This window comes from Gluconacetobacter entanii (genome assembly GCF_003206495.1).
Lineage (GTDB): Bacteria > Pseudomonadota > Alphaproteobacteria > Acetobacterales > Acetobacteraceae > Novacetimonas > Novacetimonas entanii.
Genome location: NZ_NKUF01000019.1, coordinates 45,234 through 66,864 on the forward strand (window position 1 = coordinate 45,234; position 21,631 = coordinate 66,864).

A 21,631-nucleotide genomic window follows, 5' to 3' on the forward strand; every position below is an offset into this window, starting at 1 on the left:
GCGACAGACATGCCAGCCGGCGACACGCCCGATGGTCCCGTGACCGTGCAGTGGCGCGAGGACCTGATACGCGCGCTGGCGGATTTCCGGGGACGCCTGACGCCTGACGCCCCGCTGGGCGCGCGGACGTGGTTCCGCGTGGGCGGGGCCGCGGAACTGCTGGTGCAGCCTGCCGACGCGCGCGACCTGGCGCTTGCGCTGCGCCATATCCCGCTGGAGGTGCCGGTGCGCGTGCTGGGCGCGTGTTCCAACACCATCATCCGCGACGGCGGCATCGATGGCGTGGTCATCCGGCTGGGACGTGGCTTTGCCGAAATCGCGCATGACGGCAATGGCCTCATCGCCGGGGCGGCGTGCCTCGACATGACGGTGGCGGAGCATGCCGCGACATGTGGCCTCGCGGGGATGGAATTCCTCGCCGGCATCCCCGGCGCGCTGGGGGGTGCGGTGTCAATGAACGCAGGGGCGTATGGTTCGGACATTTCCACCATCCTCGACTGGGTGGAGATCATCACCCGCGACGGGGAGGCCCTGCGCCTGCCGGGTGGCGCGCTGAAGTTCAGCTACCGCCATGCCCTCGTGCCGCAGGGCGCGGTGGTGGTGCGCACGCGCCTGTGCGGGCAGCCGTCGAACACGCTGGCCATCCGCGAACGCATCGCGCAGATCCGCGCGGCGCGCGAGGCGGCACAGCCTGTACGCGCACGTACCGGCGGGTCCACCTTCCGCAATCCCGCGCCGGACATCTCGGACCGCAAGGCATGGGAACTGATTGACGCGGCGGGTTGCCGTGGACTGACGCTCGGCGGCGCGCAGGTCAGCGAGAAGCACTGCAATTTCCTGCTCAACACCGGGAACGCCACGGCGGCGGAGCTTGAGGAACTGGGCGAAATGGTGCGCCTGCGCGTGCGCGAACATACCGGCGTGACCCTCGAGTGGGAAATCCGGCGCATCGGACGTCCCCTCGGGCGGGCGGCAGCCACCCCCCTGTGCAAGGAAACGACAGCATGACACGGCCAAGCATCTCCGTCCTGATGGGCGGCATGTCGGCGGAACGCGAAGTCAGCCTGAAAAGCGGCGCGGGCGTGACCGAGGCCCTGCGCTCGCTCGGGTATGACGTGCGGCAGATCATCGCGGGGGAGGACCTTGGCGCGATCGTATCCGACCTGCAGGCCCACCGCCCCGATGTCGTCTTCAACGCGCTGCATGGCCGTTTCGGGGAGGACGGGTGCATCCAGGGCGTGCTGGACTGGATGGGCATCAGCTATACCCATTCCGGGGTCCGGGCCTCCGCCGTGGCGATGGACAAGGCGGCGGCGCGCACCATCTTTGCGGCGGCGGGCCTGCCGGTGGCGCATGGCCGCGTGGTCGCGATGGCGGAGCTTGAGGCTGCCGATCCCCTGCCCGCCCCCTATGTCATAAAGCCGCTCAACGAAGGCTCCTCCGTCGGGGTGCAGATCATCCGCGCGGGTGCGAACACGCGCGCCAGCATCGCACGGTCATGGCAGTTCGGAACTTCCGCCCTTGTCGAGGAGTTCATTCCCGGACGCGAACTGACAGTGGGTGTGATGGGTGACCGGGCGCTGACCGTAACGGATATCACCCCGCAGGAATCCGGCGGGAACGGTTTTTACGATTACGCCGCGAAATACCAGCAGGGCGGTTCATCGCATGTGCTGCCCGCGCGCATCCATCCCGACGCGTTCGAGCGCGCGCGTGAACTGGCACTTGCCGCGCACCGGGTGCTGGGGTGCCGGGGGGCGTCGCGCACCGATTTCCGTTATGACGACACGCGCGACCCGGATGGTCCCGGACGGCTGGTGATCCTGGAGACCAATACCCAGCCCGGCATGACCGAGACCTCCCTGCTGCCGGAACAGGCGGCGGCCTGCGGCGTGTCCTATCCACATCTGTGCCAGTGGCTGGTGGAACAGGCGACCTGTCGTACATGAAGCGGTCCGCCGACAACCTGAACGACCGCCCGTCGAAGCTGTCCATCTTCCTGCGTCGGCAGAAGCGGCTGATCCGTCCTGCGCTGATTACCCTCGTGCTGTGTGCGGTGGGCGCGGGATGTGTGGCGTTCGTCCACCGCGTGGGGTCGGACGAACGCTTCGCCCCCTTCCGCGCGCGCATGGTCAACATGCTGCCGCTGCGCATCACGAACATCACGGTCACGGGCAATGAACTGACCGGCGATGACGCCCTGCAGGAGGCGCTGGGCGTGCGCAAGGGGGATTTCATCCTCGGCTTCTCGCTTAACGCCGCGCGGCAGCGGATCGACGCGCTGCCGTTCGTGGACCATTCCGTGGTCGAACGCCGCCTGCCCGATACGATCATCATACACCTGATCGAACGCCGCCCCTTTGCGGTGTGGCAGAACCACGGGCATTTCATGCTGATCGACCGCGAAGGCAACCAGGTGCGCGACCAGGGCATGACCGGAAAGGATGCGCAGGCCTTCATGCAGCTTCCGCTGGTGGTTGGCCCGGACGCCAATGTCGCCGCGGCCTCGCTGATGGATGAACTCTCGGCCCAGCCCGAAGTACGCACCAATGTCACGGCGGCCGTGCGCGTGGGGCAGCGGCGGTGGAACCTGACGCTGCGTGATGGCACGATCGTCATGCTTCCCGAGGGGGAGGAAGTCCCCGCGCTCAAGCGCCTTGCGCAGATGCAGCAGGACATGCGCCTGCTGGACCGCCCTGTCCTTTCCATTGACATGCGGCTGCCAGATCGCCTGATCATCCGTGAGGCGCCCCATCCGGCCAGCAATGACAACACGACACCCCCTGCGGCAGCGCCGAGCGGATTGCCCGCCCCGGACATGCCCTGGACGCGTCCAGACATGGCCAACCTGCGGAGACGTGCATGAGTAACCTGACCATCCGCCCCGAGAGGCCCGCCACCGCGCAGCGTTCGCCCGCGGCACCTGCCGCCGTGCCCGCCACGACCACGCCCGCCCTGCGCCGCGCCACCGCCGTGCCCGCACTGCCGAACACCGCGCGGCGCGACCGGCGCGCGATCACGAACATCATCCCGATGGCGGAGGACCGCCCCCAGCGCAAGCTGCGTTCCGGCCCGTTCAGCGTGCTCGACATCGGTTCGACCAAGATCGTGTGCCTGATCGGCAAGGGGGAGCCGGACGGGTCGCTGCGGGTGCTGGGCCATGGCTGGCGCCGTTCGCATGGCGTGCGCTGTGGCGGGATCGTGGACCTGCGCGAGGCCGAGGCCGCGATCCGCGCCGCCGTGGGGCAGGCCGAGGACATGGCGACCGTGCGCAAGGACGAGATTTTCATCAACCTGTCGTGCGGCCATCCCGAAAGCCGTCACCTCAACATCCGCTGGCCGATCGGCGGACGCGAGATCGGCGATGCCGACATGCGCCGGATCACGACCGAAGGCCGCATGCGCGCCCTGACAGAGGGACGTTCGGCCATCCATACGCTGCCACTCGATTACGCGGTGGATGAAACGCAGGGCGTGCCGGACCCGCGCGGGCACCTGTGCGACCATCTTTCGGCGCGCATGCATGTCATCGACGCGAACACCACCGCACTGCGCAATGTGGAGGCCGTCCTGTCGCGCGTGGACCTGACGATCGCGGGCATGGTGTCGGCCCCGCTGGCGTCTGGCCTTGCCGTCCTGAACGAGGAGGAGCGCGACCTTGGCGTCACGGTGGTGGACATGGGCGGGGGCACCACCTCGATCGCCGTATTCAGCGAAGGGCGGCTTGTCCATACCGCGAGCATCCCCATCGGCGGGCAGCACATCACGCGCGACATCGCGCATGGCCTGTCCACCTCCATCGACAATGCGGAACGACTGAAGACCATGCACGGGTCAGCAGAACTTTCCGCTGGCGATGACCAGGAAATGGTGCTGGTGCAGCTTATTGGCGACAACGACCATCATTATGTCAGAATTCCCCGCTCTAGGATCGTTTCCATCATTCATCCGCGCGTGGAGGAAACACTCGAAATGGTCAATGACAGGCTGGAAATGGCGGCCCTCGGCCCTGCGGCCGACGGGCGTGTCGTGCTGACGGGGGGGGGATCGCTGCTCGAAGGAATCGGCCCCATGGCCGCGCGCATGCTCAACCGCCGCGTCCGCCTGGGCCATCCGCGCCATATCCATGGCCTGCCTGAAAATCCGGCGACCTGGCCGATGTTCGCGACATCGGCGGGCCTGCTGGCATGGGCCGCGGGCGTAGGTGACACGCTCAATGATACCGGAATCAGTGATGTGCGTCCGGGCGGCCTGTTCAGACGTTTCGTCGATTTCATCCGCGACAGGGTATGATATTAACGATAAAGTCTTTATTTAATACCCGATAAGCAAGCGCACAACGCGCGCCCCCATCCACCCATCCCTCGCCTTCGGGAGCCGACCATGACCCTGAATCTGACCATCCCGCAGCAGAACCATTCTGACTTCACCCCACGCATAACAGTATTCGGGGTGGGCGGCGGTGGCACCAATGCCGTTGACAACATGATCAACTCGCAGCTGCAGGGCGTGGAATTCGTGGTGGCCAACACCGATGCGCAGCAGTTGTCCCACAGCAAGGCCGACCGCCGCATCCAGCTTGGCCCCCACCTGACGCAGGGGCTTGGCGCGGGCGCAAAGCCCGAGATCGGGCGCGCCGCGGCGGAAGAGGCCTGCGATGAACTGTCGCGTCACCTCGACGGCGCGCACATGATCTTCATCACCGCGGGCATGGGTGGTGGCACGGGCACCGGGGCGGCGCCGGTCATCGCGCGCATGGCGCGTGAACGCGGCATCCTGACCGTGGGCGTGGTGACGAAGCCCTTTACCTTCGAAGGTGGCCGCCGCGCCAAGTCGGCGGATGCGGGGATTGCCGAACTGCAGCAGTTTGTCGATACCCTCATCGTCATTCCCAACCAGAACCTCTTCCGGCTGGCCAATGAACGCACCAGTTGGCAGGACGCGTTCAAGATGGCGGACAACGTCCTGTACATGGGCGTGCGTGGCGTGACCGACCTGATGATGGCGCCGGGTCTGGTCAACCTCGATTTCGCCGACATCCGCACGGTCATGGCGGAAATGGGCAAGGCCATGATGGGCACGGGCGAGGCCGAGGGCGAAAACCGCGCCATCGCCGCCGCCGAGGGTGCGATTTCCAACCCGCTGCTCGAAGACACGTCGATGGGTGGCGCACAGGGCCTGCTGATCAACATCACTGGTGGCGAGGATCTGACCCTGTTCGAGGTGGACCAGGCCGCCAACCGCATCCGCGAGGAAGTGGCCGAGGATGCGAACATCATCTTCGGTTCCGCGATCGACCCGAACCTGAACGGCCGCATCCGCGTCTCCGTCGTGGCGACCGGCATCGAAAGCGCCGCCGAACGCGCGGCCGCCGCATCGACGGCGACCGCGCCCCAGTCGCAGCCGCAACCGCAGCCCACGGCGGAAACCGCGCCGCCGGCGGCTGCCGCACAGCCAGCGACGCCGACGGCCGCGCCTGCGGGACAGCCGCCCTCCCCCTCGGCCCCGCCGGCGGCAGGTCCGGGCACGCCCCATGTGCCGGCCGGCGCGACACCGCTGCGCCAGCCCAACATGCCGCCTTCGGCCCCTTCGCCGCATACGGTGCCGCCGCAGGTGGCGCAGGCGCAGCGCGGGTCGCCGCGTTCCTCCCTGTTTTCAGACTGGGGCAAGGCGGCGGAACAGCCGCAGCCACCGCAGTCGCGCAGCCTGTTCGGCGTCGTCACCGGTGCGCTGCGCCGCCGTTCGGCCGCCCCGCAGCAGCAGGTGCCGCAGTCCGCACCCTACGCCGCCCCGCAGGGCGCGCCGGAACGGGCCGAACCGTCCCTCCAGCAGCCGCCGCAGGGCCGTCCGCCACAGACCCCGCCGCAGGGTGGTGGCACGCCCGATGACAACGGCCTCGACATTCCCGCGTTCCTGCGTCGCGGATAAGCCCGAAGGTCTGGCCGGGCATGGCGTTGCGGAATGTAACGCCATGCCCGGCCCTGTTTTTTTCAGGTGCGCAGGCATGGTAACGGTTGGCAATAATCATTGACTGGTTAAACAGGACAGGTCCGGCCTAGTATCCCCTGACCCGCTCCGTAGCCAACACATTCACCTGTATCGAGGGATGCGCACAATGGATGGCATGTCGATAGGTCCGCGTGAACTTGCCGATGCGTGCGTTACCGAAACGGTCATGCCCACAGCCGATGCGCCCGACGCCGTGTGGCAGCACACGCTGCGCCGTCCCATCAGCAGCATCGGCACGGGACTGCATACGGGACGACGCATTTCGCTGTCACTGTCCCCCGCCCCGGCCAATACGGGCATCATCTTCCGCCGCACCGACCTTGATAACCGTATCATTCCCGCAACGTACGACCATGTGGTCGATACACGGCTGAGCACGGTCATCGGCGATCCCTCCCCCGCTTCGCCCCTGCGGGTGGCGACCATCGAACACCTGATGTCCGCCCTGTGTGGCTGTGGCATCGACAATGCGTATATCGACCTCGACGGACCGGAAGTGCCGGTGTTCGATGGCTCGGCGTCCGAATTCATGTTCCTGCTGGATTGCGCGGGGCGGGAACGCCAGCCTGCCGGTCGCCCCACGCTGGAGATCCTGCGCACCGTGCGGGTGGAGGACGCGGACGCCTTCGCCGAACTTTCCCCCCCATCCACCGACGGCCTGAACATCAGCATGTCGATCGATTTCGCGGCGCAGGCGATCGGACGGCAGATATTTTCCGCACGGATCTGCGCCACGTCCTTCCGGCGCGACCTTGAAAACTGCCGCACCTTTACCCTGCGTCAGGAAATCGACGCGCTGCATGCGGCGGGCCTGGCGCGCGGCGGGTCGCTTGAAAACGCCATCGTTGTCGATGACGACCGCATCCTCAACCCCACCGGCCTGCGCAGGCCCGACGAGTTCGTGCGGCACAAGGTCGTCGATGTGATCGGGGACCTGTACCTGTCCGGTGCGGTCATCCATGGGGATTTCCACGGGCACAAATCCGGCCATACCCTGAACAACCGCCTGCTGCGGACGCTGATGGCCGATACGACAGCATGGCGCCTGCATGGCGTGCCGATGCACAAGGGGCAGATCGGCCGCGCCGCCGCATGAAGCGCATGAAAACGGAACGACGCTCTTCACCCCGCTTGCGCACATGATATAAAGCACGCGCAACTGGAAGAGCCGGCATGTCACGACGCAGAACCCGACACATCCCCCTTCTCCGCCGACATGGTGGCATTCTGCCACGTCTGCTTGCCCTCCCCGCGCTTGGCCTGCTTGTAGCGTGTAACGGCAACAGCGCCATTGTGGAGCACGCCCCCCGCGTGGGTTCAGCAGAAACCCTGTATAATCATGGCGTTGATGCCCTGCGCAGCAACCGTTACGTCCTTGCGACCATCCAGTTCGACGTCCTGCAGCGTAACTATCCCTATTCCCAGTACACCGCCAACGCGCAGTTGATGGAGGGATATTCCGACTACCTGCAGAGCAAGTATCCCGAGGCCGTGCAGCAGCTTGACCGATTCCTTGAACTGCATCCCACCAGTTCGGACGCCGCCTACGCCTTCTACCTGCGTGCGCTATGTTATTACGAGCAGATCGCCGACGTGCAGCGTGACCAGCAGGGCACGGTCGAATCGATGGATGCGCTTGAGGAAGTCATCACCCGCTTTCCCCAGACCCCCTATGCCCGTGATGCGCAGTTGAAGATCGACCTGTGCCGCGACCATCTGGCGGGCAAGGAAATGCTGGTCGGGCGTTTCTATCAGGAGCAGCGCAATTACCAGGCGGCGGTCAACCGCTACCAGCGCGTGGTGCAGGATTTCCAGACGACCAACCATGTCCCCGAGGCGCTGGAGCGCCTGGTGGAAGTGTATCTGGACCTTGGCCTGCTGGAGCAGGCGCGCAAGACGGGCGCGGTGCTGGCCTATAACTACCCCGACAGCAAATGGTATCGTGACGCCTATGACCATCTGCGTGACCATCACCTCATCAAGGGCGTCCCGCCCCGCGCCAGAAAGCAGGGACGCAACGCATTTTCACGGGCATGGCATTCGATCTTCTAGGTCCCGCCCCTTCTGCCTGACCTGTTGATCGGATCATCCGCATGCTGACACATCTCTCGATTCGCGATGTCGTCCTGATCGAGAAGCTCGACCTTTCCTTCATCGCAGGCCTTACAGTGCTCACGGGGGAAACGGGGGCCGGCAAATCCATCCTCCTCGACAGCCTTGGCCTGGCGCTGGGCGAACGCGCCAGCGCGTCGCTCGTGCGGGCGGGCGCGGAACAGGCCAGCGTCAGCGCCAGCTTCGACATCGCCGCCGACCATCCCGTGCATGAACTGCTGGCGGAACAGGGCATCGCGATAGAGGAACCGCGCGAGCCGATCCTGCTGCGCCGGATCGTGACGGTCGATGGGCGTTCGCGCGCCTATATCAATGACCAGCCGGTCGGTGTGACGCTGCTGCGCCGGGCGGCGTCGCTGCTGGTGGAAATCCAGGGGCAGCATGAACAGATGGGGCTGGCGGACCAAGGCACCCACCTCGACCTGCTCGACGCATTTGGCGTGGCCGCGACCCTGCGCACGAACACCGCGCGCGCCTATCGCGCCTGGATCGAGGCGACGGCGGAACTCGCCGCCGCGCGCGCGGAGATGGAAAGTGCCGCGCGGGAGGAAGACTGGCTGCGCCAGGCGGCCGACGACCTGTCCACCCTCGCCCCGCTGGAGGACGAGGAAACGCAGCTTGCGGGCCTGCGCCAGTCGCTGCAGCAGGGCGAACGCCGGGCGGAGGCGATTGCCGCAGCATTGAGCGACCTGTCCCCGCGCGACCGCCGTGGCGTCAACCCGGCCTCCGCCCTGCGCAATGCCAGCCGTGCGCTGCAACGCCTGCTGCCCGCGCCGACCGACCTCAATCCCGGTGCGATCGGGGCGGAGGAACAGGCCGCGGCGCAGGAGGCGCTGAACGCGCTGGAACGTGCCGAAGAAGCCCTTGCCGAAGCGGAAAGCCTGCTCTCGCGCCTCGCCTCCGACGCGCAGGCCGACCCGCGCCTTCTGGAACAGACCGAGGAGCGGCTGTTCGCCCTGCGCGCCGAGGCCCGCAAGCACGGGGTGTCGGTGCCGGAACTGCCGGGCCTGCTGAGTGCCTTCAACGAACGGCTCAGCGCACTGGATTCGGGAAATGCCCGCATCGAGGTGCTGGAGGCGGCGGTGGCCGAAACCCGCGCAAAGTTCGAGGAGGCGGCGCAGAAACTGACCGCCGCACGTGAGAAGGCGGCCCGCAAGCTGGAGACGGCGGTGATGGCGGAACTGCGCCCGCTGCGGCTGGAGCGCGCGCGTTTCATTGTCGAACTCCTCCCCCTGCCGCCGGAGGCATGGAACCTGCGCGGCAAGGAGCAGGCGTCCTTCCTGATCGCCGCCAATCCGGGACAGCCGCCGGGACCGCTGGCGAAGGTGGCGTCGGGCGGCGAGCTTTCGCGGCTGATGCTCGCGCTCAAAGTCGTGCTGGCGGGGCGTTCGGCGATTCCCACGCTGGTGTTCGACGAGGTCGATTCGGGCGTCGGCGGCGCCACGGCGTCGGCCATCGGGGAGCGGCTGTACATGGTCGGGCGCGATGTACAGGTACTGGTCGTCACCCACAGCCCGCAGGTCGCAGCACGGGGGGATGCGCACCTTCGCATCAGCAAGAAGGTGACGCGCGACCGGACGGAAACGCATGCGGCCCCCCTCGACAGCGAAACACGGCTGGAGGAAATCGCCCGCATGCTATCGGGTGACACGATCACGCCCGCCGCACGCGCCGCCGCCGACAGCCTTCTGAAAGGGGAATGACATGACGGATTCGGCCGGGGACCTGGCACGCTCCTGTCAGGACATCCTTGAACGCGCGCAGGGGCCGGAACTTTCCGGCCCGCAGGCGGCAGCGGAACTCGCGCTGCTGGCCGATGTGATCGCACGCCTGGATCATGCCTATCACCATGATGACGCACCGGTTGTCACGGATGCGGTGTATGACGCGCTGCGCCGGCGCAATGCCGAACTGGAACAGGCCCACCCAGAGGCACGCCGGGCCGACAGCCCCGAAACCCGTGTGGGCGCGGCCCCTGCCGGTGTGTTCCGTCGCCACCGGCACCTGACGCCGATGCTCTCGCTCGACAATGTGTTCAGCCGGGAGGAATTCGAGGGATTCATCAGCCGTGCCGCGCGCTTCCTCGGGCTGGATGACGCGCAGGCCATGGAGCTTGACTTCGTGGCCGAACCCAAGATCGACGGGCTTTCGATCAGCCTGACCTATGAAAACGGGCATTTCGTGCGCGGCACCACCCGCGGCGACGGGACCGAGGGGGAGGACGTCACCGCCAACCTGCGCACGCTGCGCGACCTGCCGCAGCAGTTGCATGGCCCCGCCCCCGACCTGATCGAGATCCGGGGCGAGGTGTTCCTGGCCAAGTCGGACTTCCTGACGCTCAACGCGGCGCAGGTTGCCGCGGGGCAGAAACCCTTTGCCAACCCGCGCAACGCGGCCGCCGGGTCGCTGCGCCAGCTTGATCCCGACATCACGCGCCAGCGTCCCCTGTCGCTGTTTGCCTATGCGCTGGGATATTCCAGCGCCCCGGTGGCGGACACGCACGCCCAGTACCTGCACCAGCTTTCGCAATGGGGGTTCGCGGTCAGTCCGCTATGTTCGCAGGTCGCGAATGTGGCGGAAGCGGAAGCGTTCATGGAACGGATTACACGCGAACGCTCCGCCCTTGATTACGATATCGACGGGGTGGTGTACAAGATCAACGAACGCGCGCTTCAGGAACGGCTCGGCTTTGCCGGGCGGGCGCCGCGCTGGGCCGTGGCGTGGAAGTTCGCCGCCGAACAGGCCGTCACGCGCCTGACGAAGATCGACATACAGGTCGGCCGCACCGGCGCGCTGACACCCGTTGCCATCCTGGAGCCGGTAAATGTCGGCGGGGTGATCGTCACGCGCGCCAGCCTGCACAACGAGGACGAGATCGCGCGCAAGGACGTGCAGGAAGGCGACCTTGTGCGCATCCAGCGCGCGGGCGATGTCATCCCGCAGGTGCTCGACGTCGTGCTGCCGCGCGACCATCCCCCCCACCCGTTCGTCTTCCCGCATGTCTGCCCCGTCTGCCATGCCCGCGCCGAACGGCCAGAGGGCGAGGTCGTATGGCGCTGCTCCGGCGGGTTGACGTGCCCGGCGCAACTGGTGGAACGGCTGATCCATTTCGTCTCCCGCGATGCGTTCGATATCGAGGGACTGGGTGATCGCACGATTGCGGAGTTCCATGAGGATGGGCTTCTGGCCACGCCGGGCGACATCTTCCGCCTGCCCGCGCATGAGGAGACGATTGCAGTACGCCCCGGATGGGGCGTCGTCTCCGCGCGCAACCTGGTCAACGCGATCGCGGCGCGGCGGACGATCTCCCTGTCGCGCTTCATCTATGCGCTGGGCATCCGCCGGATCGGGATCAACACGGCGCGCCTGCTGGCGCGGCATTACGGGTCGTATGAAAACTGGCACCGGCAGATGCTGCGCGCAACCACCGTGGGATCGGACGAACGGCTGGAACTGGGCAGCATCACCGGGATCGGCAGCGCCATCGCCGATGAACTGGTGGCTTTTTTCATCGAGGAGCACAACCGCCAGACGCTGGATGACCTGACCCATGTGCTGGAGGCCATCACGGACGAGGAAATGCTGGCGACGGGTGAACTGTCGGGCAAGGTCATCGTCTTTACCGGCACGCTGACGACCATGAGCAGGCCCGAGGCCCGCGCCATTGCCGAACGCATGGGCGCGCGCGTGTCCGACAGCGTCTCGAAAAAAACGGATATCGTCGTGCTGGGCGAAAAGGCGGGGTCGAAGGCGCGCAAGGCAGCGGAACTGGGCCTTCAGACCGTGGACGAGGCAGGCTGGCGCGCGCTGGCGGGACTTGCGCCGGTATCATGAACACCGTCCCTGCCATTGATGGTCGCGACGCGCTGCTGATTGTCGATGTGCAGAACGATTTCCTGCCCGGCGGCGCGCTGGCCGTGGCGCAGGGCGCGCGGATCATCCCGGCCATCAACCGCCTGCAGGACCTGCCGTTCGGCCGTATCGTCGCGACGCAGGACTGGCATCCGCGCGGGCATGTCTCCTTCATGACGGATGGCGCGCCCGCACCGGATCGGTGGCCAGAACACTGCGTCGCCGCGACATGGGGGGCGGCCATTGCCGACACGCTGGCGCAGGAACATGTCGGACTGGTCCTGCGCAAGGGGATGCAGCCCGGCATCGACAGTTATTCCGCATTCCGCGACAATGACGGGCATGACAGCGGGCTTTCCCCGTGGCTTGTTGCCTGTGGCATCCGGCGTGTCTTCGTCTGCGGCATCGCGCTGGAATACTGCGTGCGGGCCAGCGCGCTGGACGCGGCGGCGGCGGGGTTTGACACTTTTATGCTCGACGATGCGTGCGCCGCGATCAATGATGACAGGCGCGATGTTCACCGTATGCTGCGCGATGGGGGGATCGGCATCATCACGGCGCGCGACCTTATGGAGGGAAACGAGGCTTCATAACCGATTTGAGACGACGCCCGCGCCATGGGACGGCATGGGTGTCATGACCGGGGGAACTACAGGACCATGAATGTTACAGGGCCGCGGGGGCGGTTACTGGCTTCACGTCGCGCCATGCTCGGCCTTGCGTGGATGGCGGCAGGATCATCGCTGCTGCCGGGCCATGCCGCGCGGGCACAGGCGCAGCGCAGGCCGATCGCGCAGAAGGATGCGCTGGTCGCCTTTGGCCATACCGGCCCGATCACCGATGGCGGGTGGAGCATGGTGCATAACCGGGGCGTACAGGCCGTGCGGCAGGCCTTCCCAGGGATTCGCACCGTCTATGTCGAAAGCGTCCCCTATTCCGCTGATGCGACGCGCATCTTCCGGCAGTTCGTGGCCGAAGGGGCGAACATGGTCTTCGCCACGTCGGAATATGGCGACTTCATCAAGGACGTGTCCGACCGCGCGCCCGATGTCGCCTTCATGGAATGTGACGGCAATTCCCTCACCTCCAACCTTGGCTGGTATTATGTCAGTCACTGGTACGCCAGCTACATCCTCGGGATCGCCGCCGCGCTGCTGTCGAAAACGGGGAAAATCGGCTTCCTTGGCGCGTTTCCCATTCCCTCGGTCTATGCCAGTGCGAATGCGACCCTGCTGGGCGCGCAGTCGGTCAACCCGGCCATCACGTTGCAAGGCATCACCATCAACGCATGGTTCGACCCGCAGGCCGCGACACAGGCGGCCACTGCGCTGGTGGACAATGGCTGCGACTTCCTGTGCGGGATCATGGATGAACCGGCCTACCTGCGGGTTGCGGTGGCGCGCGGCGTCTGGGCGGCGATGTGGAACACCGGCATGCGGCAGTACGGGCCGGAAGCCTATGTCAGTTCCGTGGTGCTGGATTTCAACGCGTTCTATGTCGCGCAGGTCCGCGCCCTGCTGGAGGGGACGTGGCAGCCCTCCGCCGCGTTCCTGACGCTGGGGCATGGGGTGGACCGTGATGACTGGGGGCCACGGGTGCCCGAAGCCGTCGCGCGGCAGGCCGATGACATGCGTGCGCGCATGCTGGCGGGATACAACCCGTTCCGGGGGCCGATCCATGACAATCACGGACGGCTGCGCGTGCCTGCGGGCGTGACGCTGGATGACACCCAGATCTATCACTGCGACTGGGCCGTGGCGGGGGTATCGGGCCTTGGCTGAGTTTCCCACGCGCCCGCCCACCGCGCCGGGCACCCCGCCGGTCCTGCAACTGCGTGGCATCGGGAAGTTCTTTCCCGGCGTCATCGCCAACCGGGATGTGGACCTGGAGGTCTGGCCCGGCGAAATCCATGCGCTGCTGGGTGAGAATGGCGCGGGCAAATCGACCCTGATGAATGTCGTCACCGGCATCTACCAGCCTGATGAGGGGGATATCCTGCTTGATGGCTACGGGCAGGTGTTCAGTTCCCCGCAGGAGGCGATCCGCGCGGGGATCGGCATGGTCCACCAGCATTTCAAGCTGGTACAGGCATTCACGGTGGCGGAGAACATCCATCTGGGCTGGGACGAGGCCCCGCGCCTTGCCTCCGCCCGTGCGATGGAGGCACGTACCCGCGCGATTGCGGAACAGTTCGGCTTTCCCGTGCGTGCGGATGCGCGCGTTAGCGACCTGTCGGCCGGGGAGCAGCAGCGCGTGGAGATCCTGCGCGTGCTGTCGCGCCGGGCGCGCCTGCTGATCATGGACGAACCGACCGCCGTCCTGACGCCGGAGGAAACGCGTGAACTGTTCCGCGCGCTGCGTGCCTTTCGCGCGCAGGGGAACGCCGTCATCATCATCAGCCACAAGCTGGACGAGGTGATGGAGATTTCCGACCGCGTCACCATCCTGCGCGGCGGGCGGCGGGTCGGCACGTATGACACTGCCGCCTGCACGGCCGCCATGCTGGCGACCACCATGGTCGGGCGCGAGATCGTGCGCCGGAACATGCGCATGCGGCCGCCCGGCGCACAGCCGATCAGTGCAGCCCACGTCATGGGCCTGCGCAACGTCACGGTGCGCGATGGGCGCGGGGTGGACATCCTGCGTGAAGTCTCGCTGGACCTGCATGGGGGGGAAATACTGGGCATTGCGGGGGTCGCGGGCAACGGGCAGCGCGAACTGACGGAGGTGCTGACGGGACTGCTGAAACCCGATGGGGGGCAGGTCCTGCTCGACGGGGTGGTGATGGAGCGCATCGACCCGGCCATCTTTGCCCATGCGGGCGTGGGCCATATCCCCGAGGACAGGCTGCGCAGCGCGCTGGCCCCCTCGCTTTCGATCACCGACAACATGGCGCTGCGCGAATACGCCATTCCCCCGGTCGGGCGGCGCGGCCTGTATGACAGTGCAGCGGCCGATACGCTGGCGCGCGGGATCGCGCAGGTGGCGGATGTCGGCATCCCCGACTTCGCCATGCCGGTGCGCAACCTGTCGGGCGGCAACCAGCAGCGCCTTGTCGCGCGGCGCGAAATCCGTATCGCACACCGGGTTCTGGTCGCGGCCTATCCCGCGCGCGGACTGGATATCGGGGCGATCGCCACCATGCTGTCCTACCTGACGGACCTGCGCGACCGGGGCGTGGGCGTGGTGTTCATTTCCGAAGACCTCGAAGACCTGCTCAACGTCTCGGACCGGATCGGGGTGATGTTCCATGGACAGTTGATGGCGGTGGTCGATGCGGGTGAGACGGACATGGAGACGATCGGCCTGCTGATGGGCGGGCGCGACCCGTCCACCCTGCCCCTGCGGGAGGACGGATGATGCCCGCGCAGACCCGCTTCCAGCGCCTGCCCGTCGTCCCTGCCACGCGCATCGCGCTGTGGCGCCTTGGTGCGATTGCCTGCGCCCTGCTGATGACGGCGGGGATCCTTGCGCTGTCGGGCTACAGTCCTGTCGATCTGGCGTGGCTGGTGGTGCGGTCCACCATCGGGTCGCGCTTCGGGATGGAGGACCTGGCCCTGTTCATGTCGCCGCTGCTGCTGACGGGGGCGGCGGTGACGGTGTGCAGCCGTATCGGGCTGTGGAATATCGGCGCGGAGGGGCAGTTCTATGCCGGGGCCATCGGGGCGGCGGCGGTGGGCCTGTTTGTCCCGGCCCCGGCCATCGTGCTGCTGCCGCTGATGGCGGTCGCGGGCATCTCGGCGGGGATGGGCTGGATCGCGATCCCCACGCTGGCACGCGCCTATGCCGGGGTGAACGAGATCATCACCACGCTGCTGCTCAATTTCGTGGCCTCCCTGCTGACCTATTACCTGACGACCGGCCCGTGGCGGGATCGCGTGACGGGCGCACAGGTGTCGAGCGCGCGGCTGCCGGTTTCCATCCCCGAGTTCTGGGGCGTGGTGCACTGGGGCTTCCCGCTGGGACTGGTGATCGTGGGGATACTGGCGTGGATGATGGCGCACACGCGCTGTGGCTATGAAATCCGCATTGGCGGCGCGAACCCCGATGCCGCGCGCTATGCCGGGATCGCGGTGCGGGCACGCATCATTGCCGTCATGCTCCTGTCCGGGGGGCTGGCGGGCCTTGCGGGCATGTTCGAACTGGCGGGGACGGTCCACCGGCTTCAGGGGGGCATGGCCAACAATTTCGGCTATCTGGGGATTGTCGTCGCCGTGCTGGCGCGCGGGTCGTGCCTGAATGTCATTCCCGCCGCCCTGCTGATGGCGTTCATCCTTGATGCCGGGATCGTGCTGCAGACGCAGCAGCTGACGGCATCGGTAGTCTTGGCGATCACGGGGCTGATGCTGTTCATGATCGCGCTGGCGGACGAACTGGCCCATTACCGGCCCGTCGCCAGCCTTGCAAAGGGAGCAAAGCCATGATCGCACTGCTGGGCGGAATGCTGGCGACTGCAGTCCTGGCGGGGGGCGTGCTGGCCCTTGCCGCACTGGGCGAGGTGATGGCCGAACGCGTGGGTGTCACCAACCTCGGGGTCGAGGGGTTGATGGCGCTGGGCGCGGTTGTCGCGATCATGACGGTCGCGGGCGTACATAATCCATGGGCCGGGCTGCTGGCGGCGACGCTGACCGGCGCGCTTGGCGGCATGGTCTTCGCCTTTGGCGCGGTCATCATGCGCGCGAACCAGGTGCTGTGCGGTCTGGCGGTGACATTCATGGGGCTGGGCCTGTCCACCGCGCTGGGGCACGATTACGCGGGACAGCCCTCCGCCACGGTGTTCGGGCATGTGGCCATCCCGCTGCTGTCGGCCATCCCCGTGATCGGGCCGGCATTTTTCGGGCAGAACATCCTCATCATCCCGATCTATGTCATGCTGCCGCTGCTGGTGCATTTCGTGATGTTCCGCACGCGCCATGGGCTGAACATGCGCGCGGTGGGGGAAAACCCGGCGGCGGCGGATGCGGCGGGCATCCCGGTGATGGCCATGCGCTTTGGCTATGTCACGCTGGGCGGGGCGATGGCGGGCATGGCGGGGGGATACCTGACGCTGACCTATGTGCCCGTGTGGTCCGAGGGGATGATCGCCGGACGTGGCTGGATCGCGCTGGCGCTGGTGATCTTTGCCGGATACCGTCCCGTCATGGTGACGTGCGCGGCCCTGCTGTTCGGGCTGATTACCGCGCTGGCGTTCGTGTGGCAGGCGCGCAACTGGCCCATCGACCCGGCGTTCCTGAACATGCTGCCCTATCTGGGGACGGTGGCCTTCATCATCGTGCCGGTCGTGGTCTGGCATCGCATGCGCCGCGTCATGGCCGCCCCCGCGGCACTGGCACAGCCCTATTACCGTGACGTGCGGTAACAGGGCTGCGGGTACTTACGCCCCATTGCGATGCAGCAGGTCCATGGAAATCGCCCGCGCATAGGCCGCCGAACCCAGCGTGTCGGGAAACCGCCCCAGCAGCTTCATTTCGTCAATATACTGCGCCAACTGGACGCGCAGGTCGGACCCGGTCGGGCAGATGCCCAGCACCTCATGACGCATCATCGCCATGAGGTCGGCCTGCGCCATGCCATTGATACGCCCCTCAAGCAGGGTCGCGGTTTCCGAAATATGGGTTTTCAGCCACCGCGCGGCGTCCTGCAGGGCAAGGACAAGGGCGGCAGCGGCGGCGGGCGTGTCCCGCAGCATGGCCTGCCCCACGCCAAGGGCAAGGTTCGTGCGCTGCGCATAAAGCCCGTTCACGCTGTTGACCAGTTCCACCAGCCCCAGTGACGGATCATTCAGCAGACGCCACGCCAGCGGATCATGCACCGCCAGCGCATCGACATCCCCACTGCGGATGGCGCCCTCCATGTCCTGTGGCGACACGACGCGCCATATCGGGCCGGTATCGGGGTTCATCCCCTTGCGCCGCAGGACAACGGAAAAGAACAGGCGGTCCGCCATGTCCGGGTTGGTAATGGCAATCCGCCGGCCCACCATGTCCTCCACCCGCGTCAGTTTCAGCCGACGGCGCACCAGCAGGCGGAACGTCCCCGCCTGCAACCCCATGACAAGGCGCGCCTGCACCTCCCCTTCATGCAGTTTGTCGAGCCATGACAGCACCGGGGCGACGGCCACGCTGCTGCGCCCGGCCTGCAGGTCACCGATCGCGTCGCGTCCCGTAACACCCACGCCCGTCAGTTGCACATCCAGAAGGTAGCGTTCGAAGAATCCCTGCCGCTGCGCCACGTTGAACAGGATGGAGATGGGGGCGGACGGCCATGACAGGTCGATCCGGTGGGGCTGCCCGTCCAGCACGTCGCCCACATGCAGCGCCCCTGCCCGCCTGCGCTGGCCCTGCCAGCCCCACAGCCCCACCCCGGCAAGGGCCGCCACCCCGCCCAGACCGGCCACGACCTGACGGCGCGGCATCAATGCCATGACTGTCCCGGCACGCCCATGTAACCCGTTCCCCTCCCCTGATTTAACGCCATATCTACAGCACGTTATGGCACAGCCCGCCGATTTTGGGCATAGGGCAAAAAAAGTGGAAAAAGGGGGTTTACGACCCCCAGCCACTGTGGCTATAAGCTGCTCACGCTGTTCCCGAATAGCTCAGTTGGTAGAGCAAGCGACTGTTAATCGCTGGGTCGTAGGTTCGAGTCCTACTTCGGGAGCCATCTTACCTTAAAAATTAGTGTTAAATCAGTAGGTTACGGATTTCTCCAAATCTGAACCCATGATGAGCGATGAGCTTTCCGGGGACGTTCTGACACGTCCAGACCGGTTTGAACGCGATTTGGCCCTGTTCCAAACCCTCATAATCACTCCCCCTCATTTCACGTCCCAAGCGGTCCTGTCTGCGATCACCAGCCTACAGACGGTAGCTCCTTTGCTCTGGTTGAAAATTGTAAGGAAGCCTTGCTGTGGATGACTGCGCCCTGGTGCATGGGGCCTAATCAGCCAGCCACTTTCCCCAGGCACCGATAGACAGACGTGCGACCAATTCCCAGTCGGCGGGCAATCTCGGTCGGGCTGATCCCCTCCGCGCTCATTGCATGGATCTGGTCGCGGTCGATGGATGGCCTGCGCCCCTTATAGACACCACGCTCCTTGGCCGCCGCGATCCCTTCCATCTGGCGTTCCTTGCGGAGGTTGGTCTCGAACTCCGCGAACACCCCAAGCATATCGAGGAACGCCTTGCCGGCCGCCGTGCCGGTATCGACGGGCTGCTCGGTGCATTGCAGTTGCGCCCCCTTGGGCAAACCCGGCCAGGGCGAGCAGGAGTAGCGCAGGGAAGATCAACCCGGCCGCCAGATGCTCGGATGTGAGTAAGGGGTCTTTCCCGGCTTTGGGAAAAAGGGAGCCGAGTACGCTTGTACCCAGCCGAGAGCATGCCCATGTGTGTCTGGGCGTGCTATAGGCACGATTAGCCATTGCCGAATTCATCCTTCGGTTGTGGTTAGGCCGGCATGGGAGGGTCCAAGCTCTCTGTCCGGTCGTTCGCCCCTTGTGGAACGTCCTTCTGGATGCCACTATATGCAGATGAACGCAAACATAAGTGGCGCTGTGGAGGACATTGCATCCGCACAGGTTCGCGCCGCCCGAGGATTATTGGGGTGGTCAAGGGACCGACTGGTTGAGGCCAGTGGCGTGCCAAAACGCACTATCGTCCGATTCGAGGATGAAGTGACGGCCCCCAGAAAATCAACAATCTCTGCCATCCGCGCCGCCCTAGAGGCGGCTGGGGTCGAGTTCATCGCTGAGAATGGTGGTGGGATTGGCGTGCGGTTGAGGAAGAGTGAGTAGGTAGAGACGCCCACAAGCAAAGCTCAATGCGTTGCGCTCCGATTAGGCTCGCACGACGTTCAGCTTATTAACCGCACATTGCAGGCAGACTTGGACACGGGGAGTTATACCTCAGCTAGCAGGTCCATTGGCATATTGCCCAGAGTAACTGAGAGCAAACGCCCGGCTAGGAAAAAGGCCCATCTGGAATTCATGGAAAGATATGGACTACATTCACGGACTCATGGAGGGGAAAATGAGTCCGAAATTAATATTAATATCTTCTTTTATAATATTTTCTAATGTGTCTTATATTAAATATGGATATGCCACCAGCACGTTACCTGCAAGCGGCCAAGTTGACTGGCAGATAACTGACACGGCTATCGGCGAGGCGCCGATCATATATTCAGATCAATCCGGTCTAAAATTTGGCATTTCTGCATCCAGCAGTCATCTGATTCACATCGATGTGACTGACAACGCACATAAAATTTCCAGCGGATCATGGAAAATAGGTGATTATACTCTCCCCCTGGTACCAGAGCCTGATGAAGCCGGTCATTTTGGTGCGGATGTTCCTGCAGCAGAGACAAAAGCGTTCGTCCACAATTTCACCGCGGCAGCATCTTCCACCATCCAATTAAGTGATGGGACGACACCTCATATTTCCCTTGCCGGCTCTTCAGTTGCCATTGATTCATTTAATAAATATGTAGACACACACGGGGTTCTTCTTCCTCTTCCCTTTGCGCAACCGCACATATCGACGACTGAACCCCCAACAGAAGACATCGCTGCGCCGATGACTTCCTCAGCGAGCGCAGCTTCACCATTGTCTTCCAACAGCAAGCAGACAGACGATAATCACTCAGGCCCTTCATCTTTCTGGATGGTCGTTATAGCTGTTGCGCTCGCATTTGCTGGCGTAAAAATTTTCCAAGCAATCTCTCGATACAAACGGGAAAGGCAAGAGCGTGAAATACAAATTGCTGAGGCTCGCCGAATAGAAACAGAGCGGCAGAAGGCAATTGATGCAGACAACGCCCGAACTGACCATGCTCTTCAACTATGTATTGGAGAGATTAAAGCAAAAGAAAACATCCTTGCAATGAAGTGGCGTCAAAACATTTATCAAGACGACTACGGGACACTTATCACAAAAAAATGGGAACCTGAAATCCCGGCTTTTCTAAACAGTAGGATTATGCCGCTTTTACAACAACATAACCTATCGGATAAATGGGAGATAATTCGGCCAGAAGTCATTACCGAAATTAATCGAGTTGCATCTAAGACAGTACCTGCCATTATCCCGACTGAACCGGTCACGTCTGGTCCCGAAATCTTTTCTCCCACAATGAGCCCATACGATTATGAAGAACACTGCGCCATTCTTCTGCGCCAGATCGGGTGGAACGCTCGCGCCACGGTAGCATCAGGCGACCAAGGCGCGGATGTGATTGCGGATAAGGATGGCAAGAAGATTGTCCTACAATGCAAGCTCTATTCCAACCCTGTTGGAAATGATGCTGTCCAGCAGGCTTTCTCCGCCATGAGTTATTATGACTGCACACACTCGGCAGTTGTATCCAATGCAGGCTTCACGACTTCTGCAAGGCAGCTTGCCAGCAAAAACGGAGTTACGCTCCTTAATCACGATCAGCTTCAAGATTATGCCCGCGATGTCGAGATCGAGGATGGAGATCGTTATGGCACGTAACAGAGGCATGGGCTTCGGACCACGAGTGCCCAGCCTGAGAAAGAAGATCGCGGCCAGAACATCTTAGAGCCCGATCCGAAAGTTTTTGAACAATACCAGCCTGTTGTGATTCATCCGTCTTTGCGAAGAGATGGAGTGAATGGTGACATGGACTGGTATTGCCC

Annotated in this window: 17 protein-coding genes, 1 tRNA gene and 1 pseudogene; 17 read left to right on the forward strand and 2 right to left on the reverse strand. The window is 64.6% G+C overall.

From position 1 onward, the window contains the following. The first annotated feature begins 9 nt into the window (after nt 1–9). From murB to CFR72_RS09875, 14 genes are all read left to right on the forward strand, one after another. Nucleotides 10–1,008, forward strand: coding sequence for a UDP-N-acetylmuramate dehydrogenase (gene murB / locus CFR72_RS09810; RefSeq protein WP_244182242.1), 999 nt, complete (start codon nt 10–12; stop codon nt 1,006–1,008). After that, nucleotides 1,005–1,949 carry a D-alanine--D-alanine ligase gene (locus CFR72_RS09815; protein ID WP_110913780.1) on the forward strand — a complete coding sequence of 315 codons (945 nt, stop codon included), beginning with the start codon at nt 1,005–1,007 and terminating at the stop codon, nt 1,947–1,949. The genes murB and CFR72_RS09815 overlap by 4 nt, the downstream gene beginning before the upstream one ends. Next, a complete protein-coding gene (locus CFR72_RS09820; RefSeq protein WP_110913781.1) occupies nt 1,946–2,866 on the forward strand; it encodes a cell division protein FtsQ/DivIB in 921 nt (306 codons plus the stop codon). Before CFR72_RS09815 ends, CFR72_RS09820 begins: the two co-directional genes overlap by 4 nt. After that, nucleotides 2,863–4,293, forward strand: coding sequence for a cell division protein FtsA (gene ftsA / locus CFR72_RS09825; protein ID WP_390669567.1), 1,431 nt, complete (start codon nt 2,863–2,865; stop codon nt 4,291–4,293). Before CFR72_RS09820 ends, ftsA begins: the two co-directional genes overlap by 4 nt. A 90-nt stretch (nt 4,294–4,383) precedes the next feature. Beyond that, nucleotides 4,384–5,928 (forward strand): cell division protein FtsZ, encoded by a 1,545-nt coding sequence (gene ftsZ, locus CFR72_RS09830; protein ID WP_110913782.1) that lies wholly within the window; start codon nt 4,384–4,386, stop codon nt 5,926–5,928. 187 nt (nt 5,929–6,115) lie between these two features. Then, complete coding sequence (gene lpxC, locus CFR72_RS09835; RefSeq protein WP_110913795.1) at nt 6,116–7,105, forward strand: UDP-3-O-acyl-N-acetylglucosamine deacetylase; 990 nt, start codon at nt 6,116–6,118, stop codon at nt 7,103–7,105. 77 nt (nt 7,106–7,182) lie between these two features. Further along, entirely contained in the window at nt 7,183–8,061 is an 879-nt protein-coding gene (locus CFR72_RS09840; protein ID WP_110913783.1) for an outer membrane protein assembly factor BamD, read from the forward strand. A gap of 41 nt (nt 8,062–8,102) precedes the next feature. Further along, the gene (gene recN / locus CFR72_RS09845) at nt 8,103–9,824 is read left to right on the forward strand and encodes a DNA repair protein RecN (RefSeq protein WP_110913784.1); all 1,722 of its coding nucleotides are present in this window, start codon (nt 8,103–8,105) and stop codon (nt 9,822–9,824) included. A 1-nt stretch (nt 9,825) separates the two neighbouring features. Next, a complete protein-coding gene (ligA, locus tag CFR72_RS09850; RefSeq protein WP_244182243.1) occupies nt 9,826–11,955 on the forward strand; it encodes an NAD-dependent DNA ligase LigA in 2,130 nt (709 codons plus the stop codon). Further along, entirely contained in the window at nt 11,952–12,566 is a 615-nt protein-coding gene (locus tag CFR72_RS09855) for an isochorismatase family protein (protein ID WP_110913785.1), read from the forward strand. The genes ligA and CFR72_RS09855 overlap by 4 nt, the downstream gene beginning before the upstream one ends. Nucleotides 12,567–12,632: 66 nt before the next feature. After that, nucleotides 12,633–13,754: a BMP family ABC transporter substrate-binding protein gene (locus CFR72_RS09860; RefSeq protein WP_110913786.1), complete on the forward strand. Its 1,122-nt coding sequence runs from the start codon at nt 12,633–12,635 to the stop codon at nt 13,752–13,754. Further along, nucleotides 13,747–15,333: an ABC transporter ATP-binding protein gene (locus tag CFR72_RS09865; RefSeq protein WP_408869967.1), complete on the forward strand. Its 1,587-nt coding sequence runs from the start codon at nt 13,747–13,749 to the stop codon at nt 15,331–15,333. Before CFR72_RS09860 ends, CFR72_RS09865 begins: the two co-directional genes overlap by 8 nt. Further along, nucleotides 15,333–16,397 carry an ABC transporter permease gene (locus CFR72_RS09870; protein ID WP_110913797.1) on the forward strand — a complete coding sequence of 355 codons (1,065 nt, stop codon included), beginning with the start codon at nt 15,333–15,335 and terminating at the stop codon, nt 16,395–16,397. The genes CFR72_RS09865 and CFR72_RS09870 overlap by 1 nt, the downstream gene beginning before the upstream one ends. Next, nucleotides 16,394–17,332, forward strand: coding sequence for an ABC transporter permease (locus tag CFR72_RS09875; protein ID WP_110913788.1), 939 nt, complete (start codon nt 16,394–16,396; stop codon nt 17,330–17,332). The genes CFR72_RS09870 and CFR72_RS09875 overlap by 4 nt, the downstream gene beginning before the upstream one ends. A 15-nt stretch (nt 17,333–17,347) precedes the next feature. Here the strand turns inward: CFR72_RS09875 and CFR72_RS09880 are convergent, their stop codons facing one another. Then, nucleotides 17,348–18,397 carry an ABC transporter substrate-binding protein gene (locus tag CFR72_RS09880; protein WP_110913789.1) on the reverse strand — a complete coding sequence of 350 codons (1,050 nt, stop codon included), beginning with the start codon at nt 18,395–18,397 and terminating at the stop codon, nt 17,348–17,350. A 163-nt stretch (nt 18,398–18,560) separates the two neighbouring features. On the opposite strand from CFR72_RS09880, the gene CFR72_RS09885 reads away from it, so the two are divergent. Beyond that, nucleotides 18,561–18,636 (forward strand) — tRNA-Asn (locus CFR72_RS09885). 279 nt (nt 18,637–18,915) lie between these two features. On the opposite strand, the pseudogene CFR72_RS18050 reads toward CFR72_RS09885, so the two are convergent. Beyond that, a pseudogene (locus tag CFR72_RS18050) lies at nt 18,916–19,215 on the reverse strand (recombinase family protein); the annotation flags it as partial. Nucleotides 19,216–19,501: 286 nt separating this feature from the next. Between CFR72_RS18050 and CFR72_RS18510 the strand changes: the two are divergent. After that, on the forward strand, nt 19,502–19,765 hold the full coding sequence (locus CFR72_RS18510) for a helix-turn-helix domain-containing protein (protein ID WP_110913798.1): 264 nt from the start codon (nt 19,502–19,504) through the stop codon (nt 19,763–19,765). 202 nt (nt 19,766–19,967) lie between these two features. Beyond that, nucleotides 19,968–21,467: a restriction endonuclease gene (locus CFR72_RS17815; protein WP_208630004.1), complete on the forward strand. Its 1,500-nt coding sequence runs from the start codon at nt 19,968–19,970 to the stop codon at nt 21,465–21,467. The last annotated feature ends 164 nt before the right edge of the window (nt 21,468–21,631 follow it).